General features: G+C 49.3%; 12 protein-coding genes. 8 read left to right on the forward strand and 4 right to left on the reverse strand.

Features of this window, described 5'->3' with window-relative positions; all coding sequences use genetic code 11:
* The first annotated feature begins 84 nt into the window (after positions 1-84).
* The 8 genes from P0X86_RS15525 (at position 85) to P0X86_RS15560 (ending at position 9,010) form a co-directional block, all read left to right on the forward strand.
* The gene (locus tag P0X86_RS15525; RefSeq protein ID WP_277748908.1) at positions 85-3,138 is read left to right on the forward strand and encodes an ATP-binding protein; all 3,054 of its coding nucleotides are present in this window, start codon (positions 85-87) and stop codon (positions 3,136-3,138) included.
* A 6-nt stretch (positions 3,139-3,144) separates the two neighbouring features.
* Complete coding sequence (locus P0X86_RS15530; RefSeq protein WP_192571948.1) at positions 3,145-3,795, forward strand: response regulator transcription factor; 651 nt, start codon at positions 3,145-3,147, stop codon at positions 3,793-3,795.
* 335 nt (positions 3,796-4,130) lie between these two features.
* A complete protein-coding gene (locus tag P0X86_RS15535; RefSeq protein ID WP_192571947.1) occupies positions 4,131-4,613 on the forward strand; it encodes an RrF2 family transcriptional regulator in 483 nt (160 codons plus the stop codon).
* A 26-nt stretch (positions 4,614-4,639) separates the two neighbouring features.
* The gene (locus tag P0X86_RS15540) at positions 4,640-5,632 is read left to right on the forward strand and encodes an MsnO8 family LLM class oxidoreductase (RefSeq protein WP_277748909.1); all 993 of its coding nucleotides are present in this window, start codon (positions 4,640-4,642) and stop codon (positions 5,630-5,632) included.
* 132 nt (positions 5,633-5,764) lie between these two features.
* Positions 5,765-6,502, forward strand: a complete 738-nt coding sequence (locus P0X86_RS15545) for a DUF4184 family protein (RefSeq protein ID WP_277748910.1) — start codon at positions 5,765-5,767, stop codon at positions 6,500-6,502.
* A 48-nt stretch (positions 6,503-6,550) separates the two neighbouring features.
* Positions 6,551-7,396 (forward strand): protein phosphatase 2C domain-containing protein, encoded by an 846-nt coding sequence (locus P0X86_RS15550; protein WP_277748911.1) that lies wholly within the window; start codon positions 6,551-6,553, stop codon positions 7,394-7,396.
* A gap of 127 nt (positions 7,397-7,523) precedes the next feature.
* The gene (locus tag P0X86_RS15555) at positions 7,524-8,723 is read left to right on the forward strand and encodes an epoxide hydrolase family protein (protein ID WP_277748912.1); all 1,200 of its coding nucleotides are present in this window, start codon (positions 7,524-7,526) and stop codon (positions 8,721-8,723) included.
* A 116-nt stretch (positions 8,724-8,839) separates the two neighbouring features.
* Entirely contained in the window at positions 8,840-9,010 is a 171-nt protein-coding gene (locus tag P0X86_RS15560) for a hypothetical protein (protein WP_277748913.1), read from the forward strand.
* A 149-nt stretch (positions 9,011-9,159) separates the two neighbouring features.
* On the opposite strand, the gene P0X86_RS15565 is transcribed toward P0X86_RS15560, so the two are convergent.
* The 4 genes from P0X86_RS15565 to P0X86_RS15580 all read right to left on the reverse strand — a co-directional run bounded on the left by P0X86_RS15565 (position 9,160) and on the right by P0X86_RS15580 (position 15,636).
* Positions 9,160-10,359, reverse strand: a complete 1,200-nt coding sequence (locus P0X86_RS15565) for a Ger(x)C family spore germination protein (RefSeq protein ID WP_277748914.1) — start codon at positions 10,357-10,359, stop codon at positions 9,160-9,162.
* Position 10,360: 1 nt separating this feature from the next.
* Positions 10,361-11,890 carry a spore germination protein gene (locus tag P0X86_RS15570; protein ID WP_277748915.1) on the reverse strand — a complete coding sequence of 510 codons (1,530 nt, stop codon included), beginning with the start codon at positions 11,888-11,890 and terminating at the stop codon, positions 10,361-10,363.
* A gap of 3 nt (positions 11,891-11,893) precedes the next feature.
* Positions 11,894-12,979, reverse strand: coding sequence for a GerAB/ArcD/ProY family transporter (locus P0X86_RS15575; RefSeq protein ID WP_277748916.1), 1,086 nt, complete (start codon positions 12,977-12,979; stop codon positions 11,894-11,896).
* 599 nt (positions 12,980-13,578) lie between these two features.
* Positions 13,579-15,636 carry a GxGYxYP domain-containing protein gene (locus P0X86_RS15580; RefSeq protein ID WP_277748917.1) on the reverse strand — a complete coding sequence of 686 codons (2,058 nt, stop codon included), beginning with the start codon at positions 15,634-15,636 and terminating at the stop codon, positions 13,579-13,581.

Consider the following 15,636-nt stretch of genomic DNA (forward strand, 5'->3'; position numbering starts at 1 on the left):
GCGTAAACACGCGGCTGCCCTGTTTTTTTTTACCTGATCCTATCTTTAGCCGGCCATTCGGATATTGCAACTGCGAAGTCGTCCGTGAGCGTGCAGAACGGTGAGCTTCAGCTGGAAGGATGGGATTTCGGCACAGACGGCTCCATTGCGTTGAACGGAAAGTGGGCATTTTATTGGAACCAACTGCTGAATCCGGACGATCTGAAACAAGGGAGCTTTCCTGCCGTAAGTGCATACGTCGATATGCCTGAATATTGGACAAATTATTCGTTGAACGGCAGGAAGCTTCCAGCCGACGGATATGCAACGTATCGTTTGACGATTAGCGGGATTAATTCTGAAGAGCCGATTGCACTCAAGCTGCGTAACATCTATTCGTCATACGCCCTATGGGTCAACGATACCCTGGCGGCATCGGTCGGTAAACCAGAATCTACGCACGAGGCATCCATTCCAAAGTACGGTCCGTCTGTAGTCGTACCCGTTAAGCCGGACTCGGACGGACGATTAACGCTTCTGGTTCAGGTCGCCAATTTTACGTATCCCAAGGGCGGGATTAATAACGCCTTTGAGCTTGGAGACGCCAAACAGCTGCTGCAGGAGAAGTCGGTAGAGCTTGTAAGAGACAGTCTCGTCATCGGTTCATTGCTGGTGATCGCTGTGTATCATGTCATCTTGTACGTGCTCAGGCGCAACGACGCTACTCCGCTGTATTTCGGATTATTCTGTATGTGCATGGCAGTTCGAACGATGCTGGTGGGTTCGAGATTTATACTGGAAATATTCCCAGCGTTCTCATGGGTTTGGTTTGCAAAAGTATCGTATTTAACGATTTACGTCGGCGAATTATTTTTGATCTCATATATATATCACTTGTTTCCTCAATTTCTATCCCGCAAGGTATGTCGGTTGACGCAGTTTTTCACGATATTCTTGACCTTACTGGTGCTTACAACAGATATCCGGGTGTACGATTATTCCCTGATCCTATTTCAGGTCTATTCCATCGGGCTTGTTCTCTATGCCGTTTATGCATCCATTCGGGTAGCAAGGCAACGACAAGAAGGAGCTATCCTCCTCATACTCGGATTTACCCTGATTTTCCTGACGGCGGTCAATGATACCTTAAACCGTAATGGAGTCTTTACAACGCCAGCGTTGCTGCAGTACGGTGTGCTGGGGTTTGTATTTTTGCAGGCATTATTGCTGTCCATGAAATTCTCACGGGCATTTTCCCAAGTGGAGCGTTTGTCGGAGCGTTTGTTGACATTAGATAAACTGAAGGATGAATTTTTGGCGAAAACTTCGCATGAGCTGCGTACTCCGCTCCATGGCATTATCGGTCTGGCCGATGCATTGATTGACGGAAGTTCCGGCAAACTGCCATCGCCTGTCATCGATCTTTTGCGGCTCATGAAGGTCAGCGGCCAGCGGCTTGCCCATTTGGTCAACGATATATTGGATTTCTCAAAGCTCAAGCACCAGGAAATCGGTTTGGTCCTCGTGACGGTTAACTTGCGTCTGGCCGTCGAGCTGACCCTTCAAGTGCTCAACCCATTAGCCGAGAAGAAAGGGCTTCGACTATCCCATCAATTGCCGGACGATATGTACGTGATGGCCGACGAGAATCGGTTGCAGCAAATATTGCATAATTTAATAGGAAATGCGATCGCTTACACGGAAACCGGGACGGTCACCGTCACGGCAAAGAGGCTGCAAGGACAAGTTTCGGTTCAGATAACCGATAGCGGAATCGGCATCGCAGAAGCTGATCTGGACCGTATTTTTGAATCATTCGAGCAAATTAATCCTCTGGATCGATCTCAACAAGGCGGTACGGGGATCGGGCTCTCGATTACTAAGAAGCTAGTCGAACTGCATGGCGGAAGGATTGGAGTAACCTCCGGTGTTGGAGAAGGCTCAACGTTCAGCTTTACGCTCCCCATGGTTGGCGAAGGAAAGCCGAAGAGCCCTCCTCTGCCCGTCGCAGATTACATTCCGGCAGAGTCATTCCCGCATTGGGAGATCGTTGAGCCTGAGCGGGAGGCAGCCCACTCCAATAAACAACTGCCTTCGGTGCTCATCGTGGATGACGATCCGATTAACGTCCAGGTACTCTTGCAGTTCCTGGCGGGAAAATATTCACTCAGGTCGACATGCAGCGGACAAGAGGCCCTGGAATGGATCCAGAATGGATACAAACCGGACATTGCGCTTCTCGATGTCATGATGCCGTACGTATCCGGACTCCAATTAGGTGAAGAAATACGCAGGCATTACAATTCTGGCGAATTGCCTGTCATCTTCCTCAGCGCAAAAAGTCAAATGACGGATTTGGTTGCCGGTTTTGAACACGGCGGTAATGATTATCTTGCGAAACCCGTCGACAAGCAGGAGCTGTTGGCACGCCTTGAACTGCATCTCCAACTGGCACGCTGGAATGCAACGCTGGAACGCGAAGTGGAGGCGAGGACCATTGAGCTTGAGCATTCTTTGGAAGAACGGGCCAGAGCATTGTCGGAGATATCCGTGCTCGCCGAGCGGAACCGAATTGCCGGCGATATTCACGATCACGTAGGACATATTCTAACAGCCAGCGTCGTTCAGTTAGAGCTCGGTCTGAAAATGTCTTCGCAGAACGCACCGGAATCGACGGAGAAATTGAAGCATGCGTCCGACCTGCTCCGCAAAGGGCTTCATGAAATGCGGAAATCCGTGCATATGCTTGCCGAGGAAGCGGCTGCTTCAGCGACGTTCCGGGACTCCTTGCTGCAAATCATTAACGACTCCCAGCAATATGCGGAAGTCAGCGTGGAGCATAAGATTGAAGTCTCCGACGGAAGTCTTGAGCCGGAGGCCGAGAAGTTGATCCGCCATGCCTTGCAGGAGGGAATCACGAACGGTATTCGTCACGGCCAATGCACGTTCTTCCGGTTTGAGTTGATCGAGACAGAAGACGCTATCCAGTTTACGCTCGAAAATAACGGACTGCCCTTTACGTCCGAACGGCTTGGATTCGGATTGACCATGATGCGGCAAACGACCCGGCGAAGGGGCGGCACCTTCCAGGTCGGCACGAAGGATGGAGCAGGCTGTGTGTTATTACTCACCATGCCCCGTTCCGCGCTTAAGGAGTGATCAGAAATGTCAAGCATAAGCATACTCATTGCAGAGGATCAAACCATTGTCCGTGAAGGTCTAGAGACCATTATCAATATGGAGCCCGAAATGGAGGTCGTTGCTACGACGGACAATGGGCAGACCGCTTGCGAGCTGGTGGAGCAGCTGCGTCCTCAGCTTGTGTTAATGGACATCGAAATGCCGGTTATGAACGGAATTGCGGCAACGCACCAGATTAAGCAGTCTAATCCGGATACGATCGTGCTGATCCTCACGACGTTCACCGAAGAGGATTTCATTATAGAGGCACTGGCCAAAGGAGCATCCGGATATTTGCTTAAAGACTTTACGTCCCATAAAATCATCGCCTCGATCCGCGAGGCGATTCGTGGCGAGCTGATGCTCCCTTCGAAGGTGGCGGCAAAGTTGGCGGCCCGATTAAGAACGACAGGAGTTCCACAGTTTCCGGTGCAGAACTATAATCTGACCCCCAGGGAATTGCAAATTGCAAAGCTGATGACGGAATATAAGAACAACCGCGAGATCGCCGATATGTTATATATCACGGAAGGTACGGTTCGCAACTACATCAGCGTCATCTATGAGAAAATCGGCATGAATGACCGGACCAAGGTGATTCCGCTGCTCAAGCAGGCACTAAGGGATCCGGATTGACTAAGGGAAGAACACCGCTTTCAATGAGAGCGGTGTTCTTTTGTCATGTGTTTCCATGAGTATAGGGTTTGGCAGTCTATCGAAACAGTTACTTCTGTCATATAAAAGCCATACACCTGTCATGCATTAGTCATGATTCGGTCATATCCAAACGTTGCTGAACTGGGTCATGCCAGCAACACGATCCCGTTCAGCATTTTATATGAGATGAACGCAAACATTAGGTTTTACATTTCAACCCGCCTGATATATGATATAACGTGGATATTCATTATCCGCTTTAAATATGAATAGCATTTTAAACCAAATCCATACCGTAAAACGAGGTGCTGTTTATGCATATGAAAACCGGCGTGGAACAGTCCGTATATGCCCTGGTTCTGCTCAACATGCTGCCGGACAGGGCGGTGCTGCCTGGGGAAGCGATTAGCCAGCAGCTGGGAACTTCCGTGACCTATTTTCAGAAATTGTTGAGAAAGCTGGTAACCGCTGATCTGATCACGTCCGTCCCCGGCATCAAGGGCGGATTCAGATTAAGGAAGAAACCTGAGGATATCCGTGTATACGACGTTTACCTCGCGGTGGAAGGACAGCAGTCCCTATACTCGTCCCACGGAATTCTCGTAGACATGCTCGACCTGCAAAAAGAAGAGAGCTGCTGCCTGCTATCCGATTTGATGGAAGAAGCCGAGTCTTCCTGGAAAGCTGTATTAAAGCGAGAGACCATCGCTTCGTTGTCGGAGGAAATGCGCGGAGAACGCTTTAAGGACAAGGTTAGCGCCTTGGAGGAATGGATCAGCAGCAAAATGGTCATCTAATCGAATCGAAGAAGGGAAGATATCATATGAGATTAAGCGTATTGGATCAAGCTCCCGTCACCAGCGGCAACACGGCGGAAAGCGCATTGATGAAAGCCGAAGAGCTGGCTGTTCTGGCCGATGGATTGGGATACAGCAGAATGTGGATGGCCGAGCATCATGGAGGACATACGTTTGCCAGCTCCGCCCCTGAAGTGACGGCCGCCCGGCTTGCGGCAAAAACCGATCGGATACGCATCGGCACCGGCGGCGTCATGATGATGCATTACTCTCCACTAAAGCTCGCGGAAGTATTTAAGACGTTAAGCGCATTTACGCCCGGAAGGATTGATTTCGGCGTAGGGCGAGCGCCAGGCGGCGATACGAGTGCCATGTACGCTCTGTCCGAAGGGCGGCAGCTGATGCTTCATAACATGTATGACAAGCTCTCCGTCACCATGCAGCTTCTTCGCGACCAGGTGCCGGAAGATGAACTGTATGCCACGAATGCCGCTGCGCCTACGGGAGTCGCCCTGCCAGAAGTGTGGCTGCTCGGCTCTAGCGGCAACAGTGCGCTGCAAGCGGCACAGATGGGGGTCGGTTACTCCTTCGCACAGTTCTTTAACGGAGCGATGAGCATAGACATATTGAACCATTACCGTGATAACTTCCAACCATCTCCGTTCATGGAGAAGCCTGAAATTAACGTATCCTATATGGTAACGACAGCGGAAACAATGGAAGAAGCGGAGTATGAAGCGCTGCCGCAGGATATTTTCCGGCTGATGATGAGCAAGGGCCGAATTACGCAGGTGATGACACCCGAAGAGGCTCAGAATGTATCTTTAACGGAGATTGACCGGATGGCTATCCAGGAAGGGCGCAAAATTCATCTGGTGGGAGCGGTAAAAGACATCGCGGCCCGCTTACAGGAAGAGCAAGCGCACTACGGATTCCAGGAAGCGATGATATGCAGCATTCCGCATTCGCAGGAAAAGCGGCTGGAGGTGTATCGCCTGCTCGCACGTGAACTGCTGTAAATCATGGTTTTGAGAGGGCAGGCGGAAGCCTGTCCTTTTTCGATTGATGAAAATATCGTATCCCTTAGAAGCGTGTTGATGCTAGAATAGTAAAAAATCGTTTATACATAAAATCAACAGTTAGGAGAGATTATGCCTTTTACATTCGCGCATCCCGTCATCACGATGCCGTGGTGGAAGAAGAAGTCATTACCGGTGTCCGCGCTCATTATCGGGTGCATGGCGCCGGATTTTGAATATTTCATCCGTTTTCGGGCGGCTGGCGTATGGGGGCATGAGGGTCCGGGTATTCTCTTATTCAATCTCCCGATGATATTGCTGCTGTACGTTGTGTTTGAGAAGATCATCCGCCCGGTTCTGCACGTCTATTTACCTTCTTGGTTCCCGTACCGCTGGCAGCGGGATGGCGAACTTCCAGTCTCTCCCATAGGGTGGCTGGCCGTAATCCTCTTAGGACTGGCAGGCGTTGGCACGCATCTGCTCTGGGATCAGTTCACGCACAAGGGTGCATGGATCGTCAATCAGATTCCGCTTCTTTCGGTAATGCTGCATATCGGCGCCTTACAAATTCCGGTGTACAAATTAGGCCAACACGGCAGCACCCTATTTGGCTTGGTCCTGACCGCATGGTGGATTCACCGTCATTTGTACGTATCGCCCACGAAAAGAGCGCATGCGCATCCGGTTATAACCTTCTGGTGCGTATTCGTTATGGTCTATATCCTTGCCATGTTCGCGGCCATGATGACGGTTGTAGAAGGGCGGGGACTGTCCTACGTATTGCAGCTTGTCGTCCCGGCCATTAGCAGCTTTCTGCTCGCACTGCTTGTAACTTGTCTCCTATTTTGGAATACGGCCAGGCGAAAATAACGAATCCAGCAAATAAACCAGAATTCATTGTGTAGGAGGGGCCAATTTATGGTAACCATTGAGCAGTACACCCTTAAGGGGATCCATTTCTTAAATGAAGATGCACTTATTATTCATGAGCAGGCCGGGTTGTACGGCGTGTTAGACGGGGTATCCTCCGTGGTTCCCTACCTCAGCGACAAGAAGGAAACGGGAGGGTACCTTGCCGCTCAAGCGGTGAAGAACTTTTTTGAATCACTGGATCAAGTGGAACAGCTTGCGGAGCATACTGCGGCAGCAAACGATAAGTTAAGAGAACTCATGCAGCAAGCCCATATCGATATGGAGAAAAAAGACGGGCTCTGGGGAACGGCTCTTGCTCTCGTACGAATTCAGGAGGAACGGGTGGAATTCCTGCAGACCGGTGACTGCATGATCCTTGCCGTGTACCAGGAAGGGGAGGTTCGGCCGTTAACCTGGAGACAAGTCGCTCATTTGGAAACTCCAGCCATCGCGAAATGGGAGGAAGGCGTGAATCAGGGACTGACCCGTCAAGAAGAACTCCTCGGCACGGTAATAGATATCATTAGGGAGAACCGCTTTAAGAGCAACGTGAATGGAGGCTACGGCGTCTTGAACGGGGATCCCCGTGCCGTTGATTTTCTCGAATACGGAAAAATCAATAGATCCCGATTAGCCCACCTGATTCTATTAACGGATGGTTTATTCTGGCCTGTGAACGACGTGCCGAGTGATCGATCCTATTGGGACTACATCGCGCAGCGTATACTGTTAAAAGGCCTTGAGCAGTATACGCATGAATTACAGGATATCGAAGAGGCTGACCCGGAATGTTTAACCCATGCAAGATTCAAGAAATCCGATGACAAGACGGGCATGGTGATTCATTTTTAACGACCTATAGTTGCTCTAAGAGCAAGCTCCTGCATTATGATAAAAGATTCCTCCGAAACACTGACATTAAGTCGTCAGTGTTTCGTTTTTATTATAAAGAAAAAGCAGAAGAGCGAGGTAAAATGACATGCCTAACAATCATGATGTAAGCGAACATCCACGTTCCAAAGTTTCCGTTCGTCCCTTCCACATACACTTCCCTCAAAAGGATATCGACGATCTGCGGACCCGTATTGCGAAGACGCGTTGGCCATTCCAGATACCTGGAGGCGACTGGAAACGCGGGATTCCGGTTGCGTATCTTAAGGAGCTCGCGGATTATTGGCTTAAGGAATATGACTGGCGCGAATATGAACAGAAACTGAATGCGTTTCCGCAATTTATGACGAACATTGACGGGCAGCCGATCCATTTTCTACACGTACGTTCCCCTGAGCCAGATGCCTTGCCATTGATCATGACGCACAGTTGGCCGAACACCGTTGTTGAATTTATGAATATCATCGGTCCTTTGAGCAATCCAAGTGCGTATGGAGAAGATCCGAAAATGGCATTTCATATCGTGGCACCATCAATCCCCGGGTTTGCCTTTTCACCTTTTCCACTAGGGGCCGATGAATCACCGTGGAGCATCAAACGTGTTGCCGGCATCTGGGCCAAGTTGATGCACAGACTCGGGTATGATGTTTACGGTGCGCATGGTAACGATGCCGGTGCCTTAGTCTCACCGGAGCTGGCTATCCTGGATGCTGAACACATGATCGGTGTACATCTTACAGGAGGACTGGGCATCCCCATGGGAGATCCGAGCGAACTGGAAGGAGCTAGTGATGAAGAGCTGGCTGAAATGACTCGTTTGGCTGAGCTGTTTGCAGGAGGCAGTGGTTATGCCCCTTATCTATCCAACCGGCCGCAGACGCTCAGTTACGGACTGCACGATTCGCCGGTCGCCGCGCTTGCATACCTTATCGAGCGCTATAAGGAATTTGACGGATGGCCCCATTACAAGGATGACATCCCTCGAGAACCTATCCATAAAGATTTGCTCCTTACTAACGCCACCATATATTGGTTGACGGAGACTGCAGCCTCCTCGTCTTGGACGTATTATGATGGAGCAGCCGGGATGCCAACAGATCAAACGAAGGTACCGACAGGGGTTTCCCACGGAGGAGGCTCGATCTTCCGGCGAATGGCCGAAGCCAATAACCATATCGTGCATTGGTCGAATCTTGAAAGCGGCAGCCATATGGTTGCCATGTCCGATCCGGACTCACTCGTTCAGGATATAAGAGCGTTTTTCAGCAAGCTTCACCGTCAATACTAAAGGTTTACAAGCATCCTCTATCATCCATACGATATAATAAGCGTGCTTTGCCTAACAACATTTTCATGTCCGAATCATATTTTATTGTAACGGCATGAAAGCGGGAGGTATGCAGTATGGGCCGAGGAGTGCAACGTAAACGAAGACAGCAAGGGAAATCCAACAAAGCTACGGTTAAACAATTGGCGTTCATCGCAGCTATTTTGGTATTAATCGCCTCAGCCATAGGCCTCTACGTTGCTTATGATGACTTGTTTGAGGATGAAGGTGTGGAAGTTATCGTGTAGCCAAGCGCGTACGATCAACTTTATAAACAACGTTTATTTCATCTTTATCATATATGACGAAGGAATTCTACCTGCTTCAAAGCAAAGGCAGCCATTCTTGACTCCAAGAACCGGCTGCCTTAATTATGGGTTCATTTAACGGCAGATCGTCAGGATCCTGCCTCTTTTTTGGTCGTCGGCGCAGCGGGTCCATCTTGATGGGGGAGCAGCTTCATGCCGGCATGATCCAAATGGACTTCGACATGTACCGTTTCCAAAGAACCTGCATCCATCGGTTGGACAGACGACCGATGAATTTTTTTCCAAAGTCGGGTGTCTTTCTTAAACAAAACGTGCTCCAAGCTGTACAGATCTGTATTTGAGGCAATTCCATTCTTATACGTAGATATAATCTCCTCCCGCACTTCCGCGGCCGCCTGGTTTTCCATTTCGGTTTTGTTCATGTCGTCGAGCGCTTCTACCACGTTACCTCCTAACTTCACGTTGATGCGGAATCGGGGCATTCCGTTGACAATGCTCAATTCCTTGCGAACTTTAGGATTCGACAAAACGACGTTCGCAGCGTATTTCCCGCTCTTATTTGTAATCATGACGTGAGAGCGTTTCGTATCGGGTTCCATCCAGCGTAGACCGGTGAGCTTGTCGTTAGGAAAGAAACCTTTCGATACCACTTCGGATATAGCGAATACTCCGTTAATCACCAGCTTCGGGTTTTCTTTTTGATTCAGGCTCCAGGTCCCTTTATCGATCGATAGATTTGGAAGCAGTACCGTACTGGCCGGTTCGGTGATCAGCGCCATGAAATCAAAATATCGAATCGGTACGATATAGGATCTCTGTTTATACTCTTCGGAAGGCTCATGAGCTATCGTATTTAACGGGGAGAGATTGAAGAAAGCAGGAACATTAAACAACTGCTCGATAGACTCGTTTGTTCCAAACACCCAGGGCGTCATACGAATTTCCTGATAACGGCCGATCGTATCCAATTTGGTTAGAACTTTCGATTTCAAGACGGTATCACTGATGAGAATACATGAGATATGGCTCCAGCTTGTGCGTACCTGCGCTGAATCATAGATGGCATTGACCGCCATGTCAAACGTCTTGCCCCTGGTTTTGGAAGTCCATACTTGTGGTGGCTTTTCCGCTTTTCCCGTTTCGGTTTTGGCGACCGCCGTAAAATCCATCATTTGAGTGTATACGACAAAATCACCGTCCTCTTGATCGATGCCGATGGCGGTGATGTAATTCATGTCTTGTATCTCCTTGATGTCCCAGCAGCCCGTTAACATAATGAGCATTACCGTTAACCATATTAATTTTATGATAATGATACAGTTTCTCATCTCACGTTGGTTCCCTTTCTTCAGAAGTGTTATCCATATTCTGCAGCATTTCCGGTCGGTTTTTGTTGAAAGCCCACGGTTTTTTCAAGAGGGCATTCATCAAATCCTTGAAGGTCAGCGGCGATAGAGGAGCAAGGTACGGAAGTCCGAAGGATTCCAATACGGAGAGGTATGCAATGAGACTGAATACACCAATAAAAAATCCCAGCATGCCAAGCAAGGAAGACCAAATCAGCACATACAGCCGAATAATGCTGACCGTTCCGCTCAGTGTCTGGTTTACCAATGTAAACGTCGCGACTGCCGTCGTTGCAGATACGACCAGCATGGCGGGCGACGTTAAGCCAGCGCGTATGGCAGCATCCCCGATAATGAGGCCGCCTAAGACCGCGATGGTTTGACCGACAGCTTTCGGCAGCCTAATGCCTGCCTCCCTGAATAATTCGAACATGCCCAGCATCAATAAGATTTCCATTGGCGCCGACAGCGGAATCCCGAAACGGGAGACCGTGACGGTCGCAAGTAGCAGAAAGGGAAGCTGATCCATGTTATAGCATATCAAGGCAACCCAAAATCCCGGGAGCATAATGGCAAGAAAGAGACCGAGCAGCCTTAGAAGCCGTTCAAATACAACAAAGTGGTAAGGAAAATAGGAGTCTTCCGGCGATTTTAACAACTCCAGCAAGTTGCAAGGCGCAATCAATGCCATCGGCGACCCGTCCACAAGGATAACAAAACGTCCTTTAAGCAAGCATTCCACGACAAAATCCGGCCTCCCAATGTAGTCCATGAGCGGAAATAGGGAAAGTGACGAATCGGAAAGTGCCTCCTCAAGCTGACCGCTGGTTATTAGCGCATCGACATGGATGCCTTTTAAGCGCGACTTTGCCTCGTTGATGACTTCCGGGCGTATGATATCGGAAATATACAGAAGGGCTACTCTGGTCTGGCTGCGATCGCCAATCATCATTTGCTCATTGTGGAGCGTGGCCGTTCGCAATCTTTTTCGTACGAGTGCCACATTCATGAACAGATCTTCCGTAAATGCATCTCGAGCCCCTTTGATGGCGACCTCCGTATTGGACTCTTCTGGTTGTCTATTGGGAAGCGAGGCAATATCGATGGAATAAAAGCATTTCTCTCTTGAAAAAAATAGGATCATTCGTCCCGCAAACAGAAGCTTAACGACATCGGCAGGCTCCTTCAATTTGCTCCATTCCATCGATTTATCCAATTCTCTGGCTAAAGGCTCCCAATCCCTGAAATGTTCCAGTTTTTCTTCCAGATCCGGCAGCACATATTGGGTCATCACCATGGCATCAACCATTCCTTCGCTATACAGCAGCACTACGGGGATAGCATCTTCATGCTTTCCCGGGAAAGATTTGATGATCACATCCGCGGAGTTGGCAAACATGGATCGCAGTGCTTCCTCATCCAATGCGTCGGATGCAGGTAGCCTGTCCACTGCGACCGAGGATGGTTTCTTTTTTCGGCGGAACATGCTATTTCGATTTCTGTAGTTTGACATCGTCTACCCCCCTTTGGTATTGGCTCGAAATGTGACAGCAATGGCAATCAACAGCGTCAGCGCGGAAAGGAAGACCAGGTAGGACGGCGAATATTTGCCCAGCACGAATAACTCGATTTGCCGATCGATGACCGGGATCATCGAGATGATGGATGTGGCTACACCCACCCCTAACACGTACCACAAGCGTCGTTTGGGTTTTTTAAAAGGAATACCGTCCGCCATGATAAACAGGAACAGCGAAATACGGATTAATGTCCCCGATATCCATTGGTACAAAGCCAGAAAATCGACATGGGTTATATATTTCGTAATGGTGACCAGCATCCACTGCTCGTACGCAGGATAGCGTGATTCCATCGCGGGAACTGGCCCGAATGCAGCGATAGCTCCCATCAACGGTCCCAGGGTGAGTCCTCCCAGCAAAATAGACAATATGACGATCGAGAGGTATTTCATCCTTCGTTTCATGTGATGCTGAAGATAGATCAGCACAATCATCTCCATGAATCCGCCGCCGGCCACGAGCATGCTCTTGAGCATGGGCGTGTAACCATCCACGAATAGGGGGGTCAACAATGAATAGTCCTTATATTGAAGATTCGACACGGCTACAAAATGGCCCAATACCCACACAATAGGAAGCAGGATACCGGATATGATAGCGATCGAGCGAATACCATTGTTTGCCACATATACGCACAGCAGCATAATGGTGAGGGAGATGACGGTTTTTGGCGTTGACGGCAGGTAGGTGACCCGAATCCAGGTCGTCGTTTCTCTTATGATCACCATGGTCATCCAGAAAAAATAGATCGTTGTTAAGCTAACGAAGATCCAGCCTATCACGGATCCGAAGTTGTCTTTGAACCATGCGAAGATGGATTGTTGACGGGTCCGCTTCATAATGAAAAACAAGATGTACACCCAGCCAATATGCAGGATTATGGTTAGCAGCGTGCCCATCCACGCGTCTCGGCCCGCTTTTTGCAGAAGAAGCGGGATCAGGACAACGTGATTGGTGATGCCCAAGGACAGCAGCATGATGAAGTAAACGTCGATTAGGGATATCTTTTTGTTTGCGGCCATAATACTAATCTCCATATGAGGGAATACATGCTAATTCGATACAGTGAGTATTCACCATTTGCCGTTTTTTATGTATGGAGCGATGAAGCACGGCCGTAATATGGCTGCGAATCGTATGGGGGAGAGGATCTTATCGCCATGTGATTGTCGACTGCAATAGAGTAGGGAAGAGAGCCGGTCCTCAGATCGGCTGTCGAAACGATGTGGTTTTTGCGATTACCCAAGAAATAATTCAGCCTCTTTTCCAGGCTCCGAGCAGGCAAGGAATTGTTTTTCCTTTTTAAGAGGTGAAGAGATGAAAGGGGGCGAGGAGAGACGGATTGTAAACGAAGTCAGTACGATCATATTGGAGGCACAGCTCAGATTGCAGGATGATGAAGGATAATAGAGATTATTATTTAACGGTATTAATCAATTAATTCATAGCGTTAACTATATATAATTAATGATATTAACTACATATAGTTAATGCCGTGAAATACAACGAAAGACCCGGCCACTAAAATGGGGAAATACAATAATAAAACAGGCAGCGAAGACCCGATTGGATTGGGCCTGCCGCTGCCTTAAGGAATATGCAGTCGTTTAACCAGACATCATCATTTCTTGCTTGCCGGCAAGCCGTAGCTTTCACGGATCAAGGAGAAATAGTGATCGGCGCGTACAACTTTGAAGTCTGCTCCAAGCTGCTCGGTTAGAGCCAGCGCATCCGACGGAGTCATGCTCCAGGCAAGCATGCCGAGGGAAACGAAGAGCGGTGACTTACCGTCCCAATTCGCCTTGGCCTCATTCAGGACCTGCAATCCGTCCTGCACGGTGCTGATCCCGCGGATCGTTGACACGGGCAGGCTGTCGCCTACGATTTCAACCCCGTATCTGTCTTCATAGCTAATAAATAAACCGGGTACGTTATATTCCTCCTCATATGCTTTTGCTTTAAACGGTGATAACGGCACATTCTGACTATCGACTCGATTCAGAACATAAGGGATCGTCATTCCCGTCTTTTTCAGGTATTTCTCGGTAGACCGCAAGAACTGCTGAAAGCTTGCATCCGGCCATGGGCTTGGGTAAAAATATCCGGCACCGGACGGCCCGGCAATCAGCAAATCGTTCTCTGTAGCCGAATTGAGATAATAATTCAATATCGCTGGAGCACCTTCATAAAGCAGAGGACTGGAGGTCCAGTTGATCGGGACTTTGCCGCGAGCCGGGTCATCCCACATGACGCGCATGCGATGCTGGTTGTATTGGAAGTTGTCGCCTTCCGTAAAAGTATACGTTACATAAATCTTGTTCTCCAGAGCTGGCTGCGGAGGTGTTTTCGCCAGCTTGAAGTTTGGCTTGGTTCCCGAGAAGACGGTCAGATTGCTGAACCAGTCGGCCGCCAGCACATAAACGCCATATCGGGAAGCGATCTCGACCGAGCTGAACTCGCCTTCCACATCGTTGCTGAACCAGCCGAGGTACGGGGTACCCGGCTTCACACCGGACAGGATTTTTTCGAACAGCGCTTTTTGCTCAGGGACATTGGAATCCAGCCAGAATACCATCGCTTTGTTGGCTACGGCGTAATCTCTTAAATAACCATAGGGTTCCTGCTGCTCAGCAGATAGCGGACGGATATTTCCCGCGGAAACCTTATACTGGTTCCACATATCCACTTCGGCGACCAGGTTCTTGGTTCCGGCAGGAGGGGTGAATTCGTACACAAAATAACTGCCGTTATCGGCGAAGCGGTGACCGCCTTGTCCTTCACCGAACTTGGAATTTTGCCGATCATATAGATAGGCCTCTTCTTCCGGTGTACCTGCGATGAAACTCGCGATCACGTTGCCGTCAGCCTTGACCGTTACTTCGTGTACGGCAGGGCCCCAACCGTCCTGGGTGAAAGCATCGTCAAACCGAAGATATACCTCTGATTTTCCCAAGAGAGAGGATAAATCAAGCTGGTAAGTATCACGATTGCTTGCATCGCGAATCTGCTCCTTCTCCTCTGCAATCGTTACAAACGATTCCGGGAGGCCGGAAGGAATTCGGATCGCCGTATCCGGATCCAGTCCGACTAACATCTGATGATTCGTCTGCTTCCACAGATTCTCGTACTGCCAGGTGTAAGCTTCGAGCCGGTTATCGAATTTGCCGCGCAAATCATCCAGCGTCTTCAAGTTATAAGGGGCTTTGGACAATTGGGCGGCCAGCTCCGGACTGGCAACGACAGCCTTCTTCAGTCCTGCGAGGGTGGTGGCGACATTAATCGTGTCGGGAACTTCCGGATCATATACAATCATGCCTTTGGCTTCGCCACGATAAGCAGCGAATACGTCCCAATAGTCTTCATGAAGCGTATAAGGCACGTTTATATCTTCAAGCCAGGTCATTTTCCCTTCTTCCTGGGACTCAATCAAATAGATTCGGGGCTGTTCCCGGTTAACGATCCCCTGCAAGGTTCCTAACAGCAATTTAATGTCACCTGGCGCATCATAAATATCTGCGACATCCAAATGCTTCGGTTTCTTGAAACTTGGCAGTTCGCGGTTATTGGAACCGTCAGGTTTGGCTGACCGTGCATCCGTATCCGAAGCATAAACTGCGCCGCCGCTTAATGAAAAAGCACAAAGGATGGCTAAACAGAGAATCGTGAATCTACGAGCCAT

Source organism: Paenibacillus sp. BR1-192 (genome assembly GCF_029542445.1).
Lineage (GTDB): Bacteria > Bacillota > Bacilli > Paenibacillales > Paenibacillaceae > Paenibacillus_AQ > Paenibacillus_AQ lautus_A.

Excerpts from the sequence above, each read along its gene's own strand:
- P0X86_RS15530 (WP_192571948.1), top strand. The coding sequence starts at position 3,145 with ATGTCAAGCATAAGCATACTCATTGCAGAGGATCAAACCATTGTCCGT.
- P0X86_RS15535 (WP_192571947.1), top strand. The coding sequence starts at position 4,131 with ATGCATATGAAAACCGGCGTGGAACAGTCCGTATATGCCCTGGTTCTG.
- P0X86_RS15540 (WP_277748909.1), top strand. The coding sequence starts at position 4,640 with ATGAGATTAAGCGTATTGGATCAAGCTCCCGTCACCAGCGGCAACACG.
- P0X86_RS15545 (WP_277748910.1), top strand. The coding sequence starts at position 5,765 with ATGCCTTTTACATTCGCGCATCCCGTCATCACGATGCCGTGGTGGAAG.
- P0X86_RS15550 (WP_277748911.1), top strand. The coding sequence starts at position 6,551 with ATGGTAACCATTGAGCAGTACACCCTTAAGGGGATCCATTTCTTAAAT.
- P0X86_RS15555 (WP_277748912.1), top strand. The coding sequence starts at position 7,524 with ATGCCTAACAATCATGATGTAAGCGAACATCCACGTTCCAAAGTTTCC.
- P0X86_RS15560 (WP_277748913.1), top strand. The coding sequence starts at position 8,840 with ATGGGCCGAGGAGTGCAACGTAAACGAAGACAGCAAGGGAAATCCAAC.
- P0X86_RS15565 (WP_277748914.1), bottom strand. The coding sequence starts at position 10,359 with ATGAGAAACTGTATCATTATCATAAAATTAATATGGTTAACGGTAATG.
- P0X86_RS15570 (WP_277748915.1), bottom strand. The coding sequence starts at position 11,890 with ATGTCAAACTACAGAAATCGAAATAGCATGTTCCGCCGAAAAAAGAAA.
- P0X86_RS15575 (WP_277748916.1), bottom strand. The coding sequence starts at position 12,979 with ATGGCCGCAAACAAAAAGATATCCCTAATCGACGTTTACTTCATCATG.
- P0X86_RS15580 (WP_277748917.1), bottom strand. The coding sequence starts at position 15,636 with ATGGCTCGTAGATTCACGATTCTCTGTTTAGCCATCCTTTGTGCTTTT.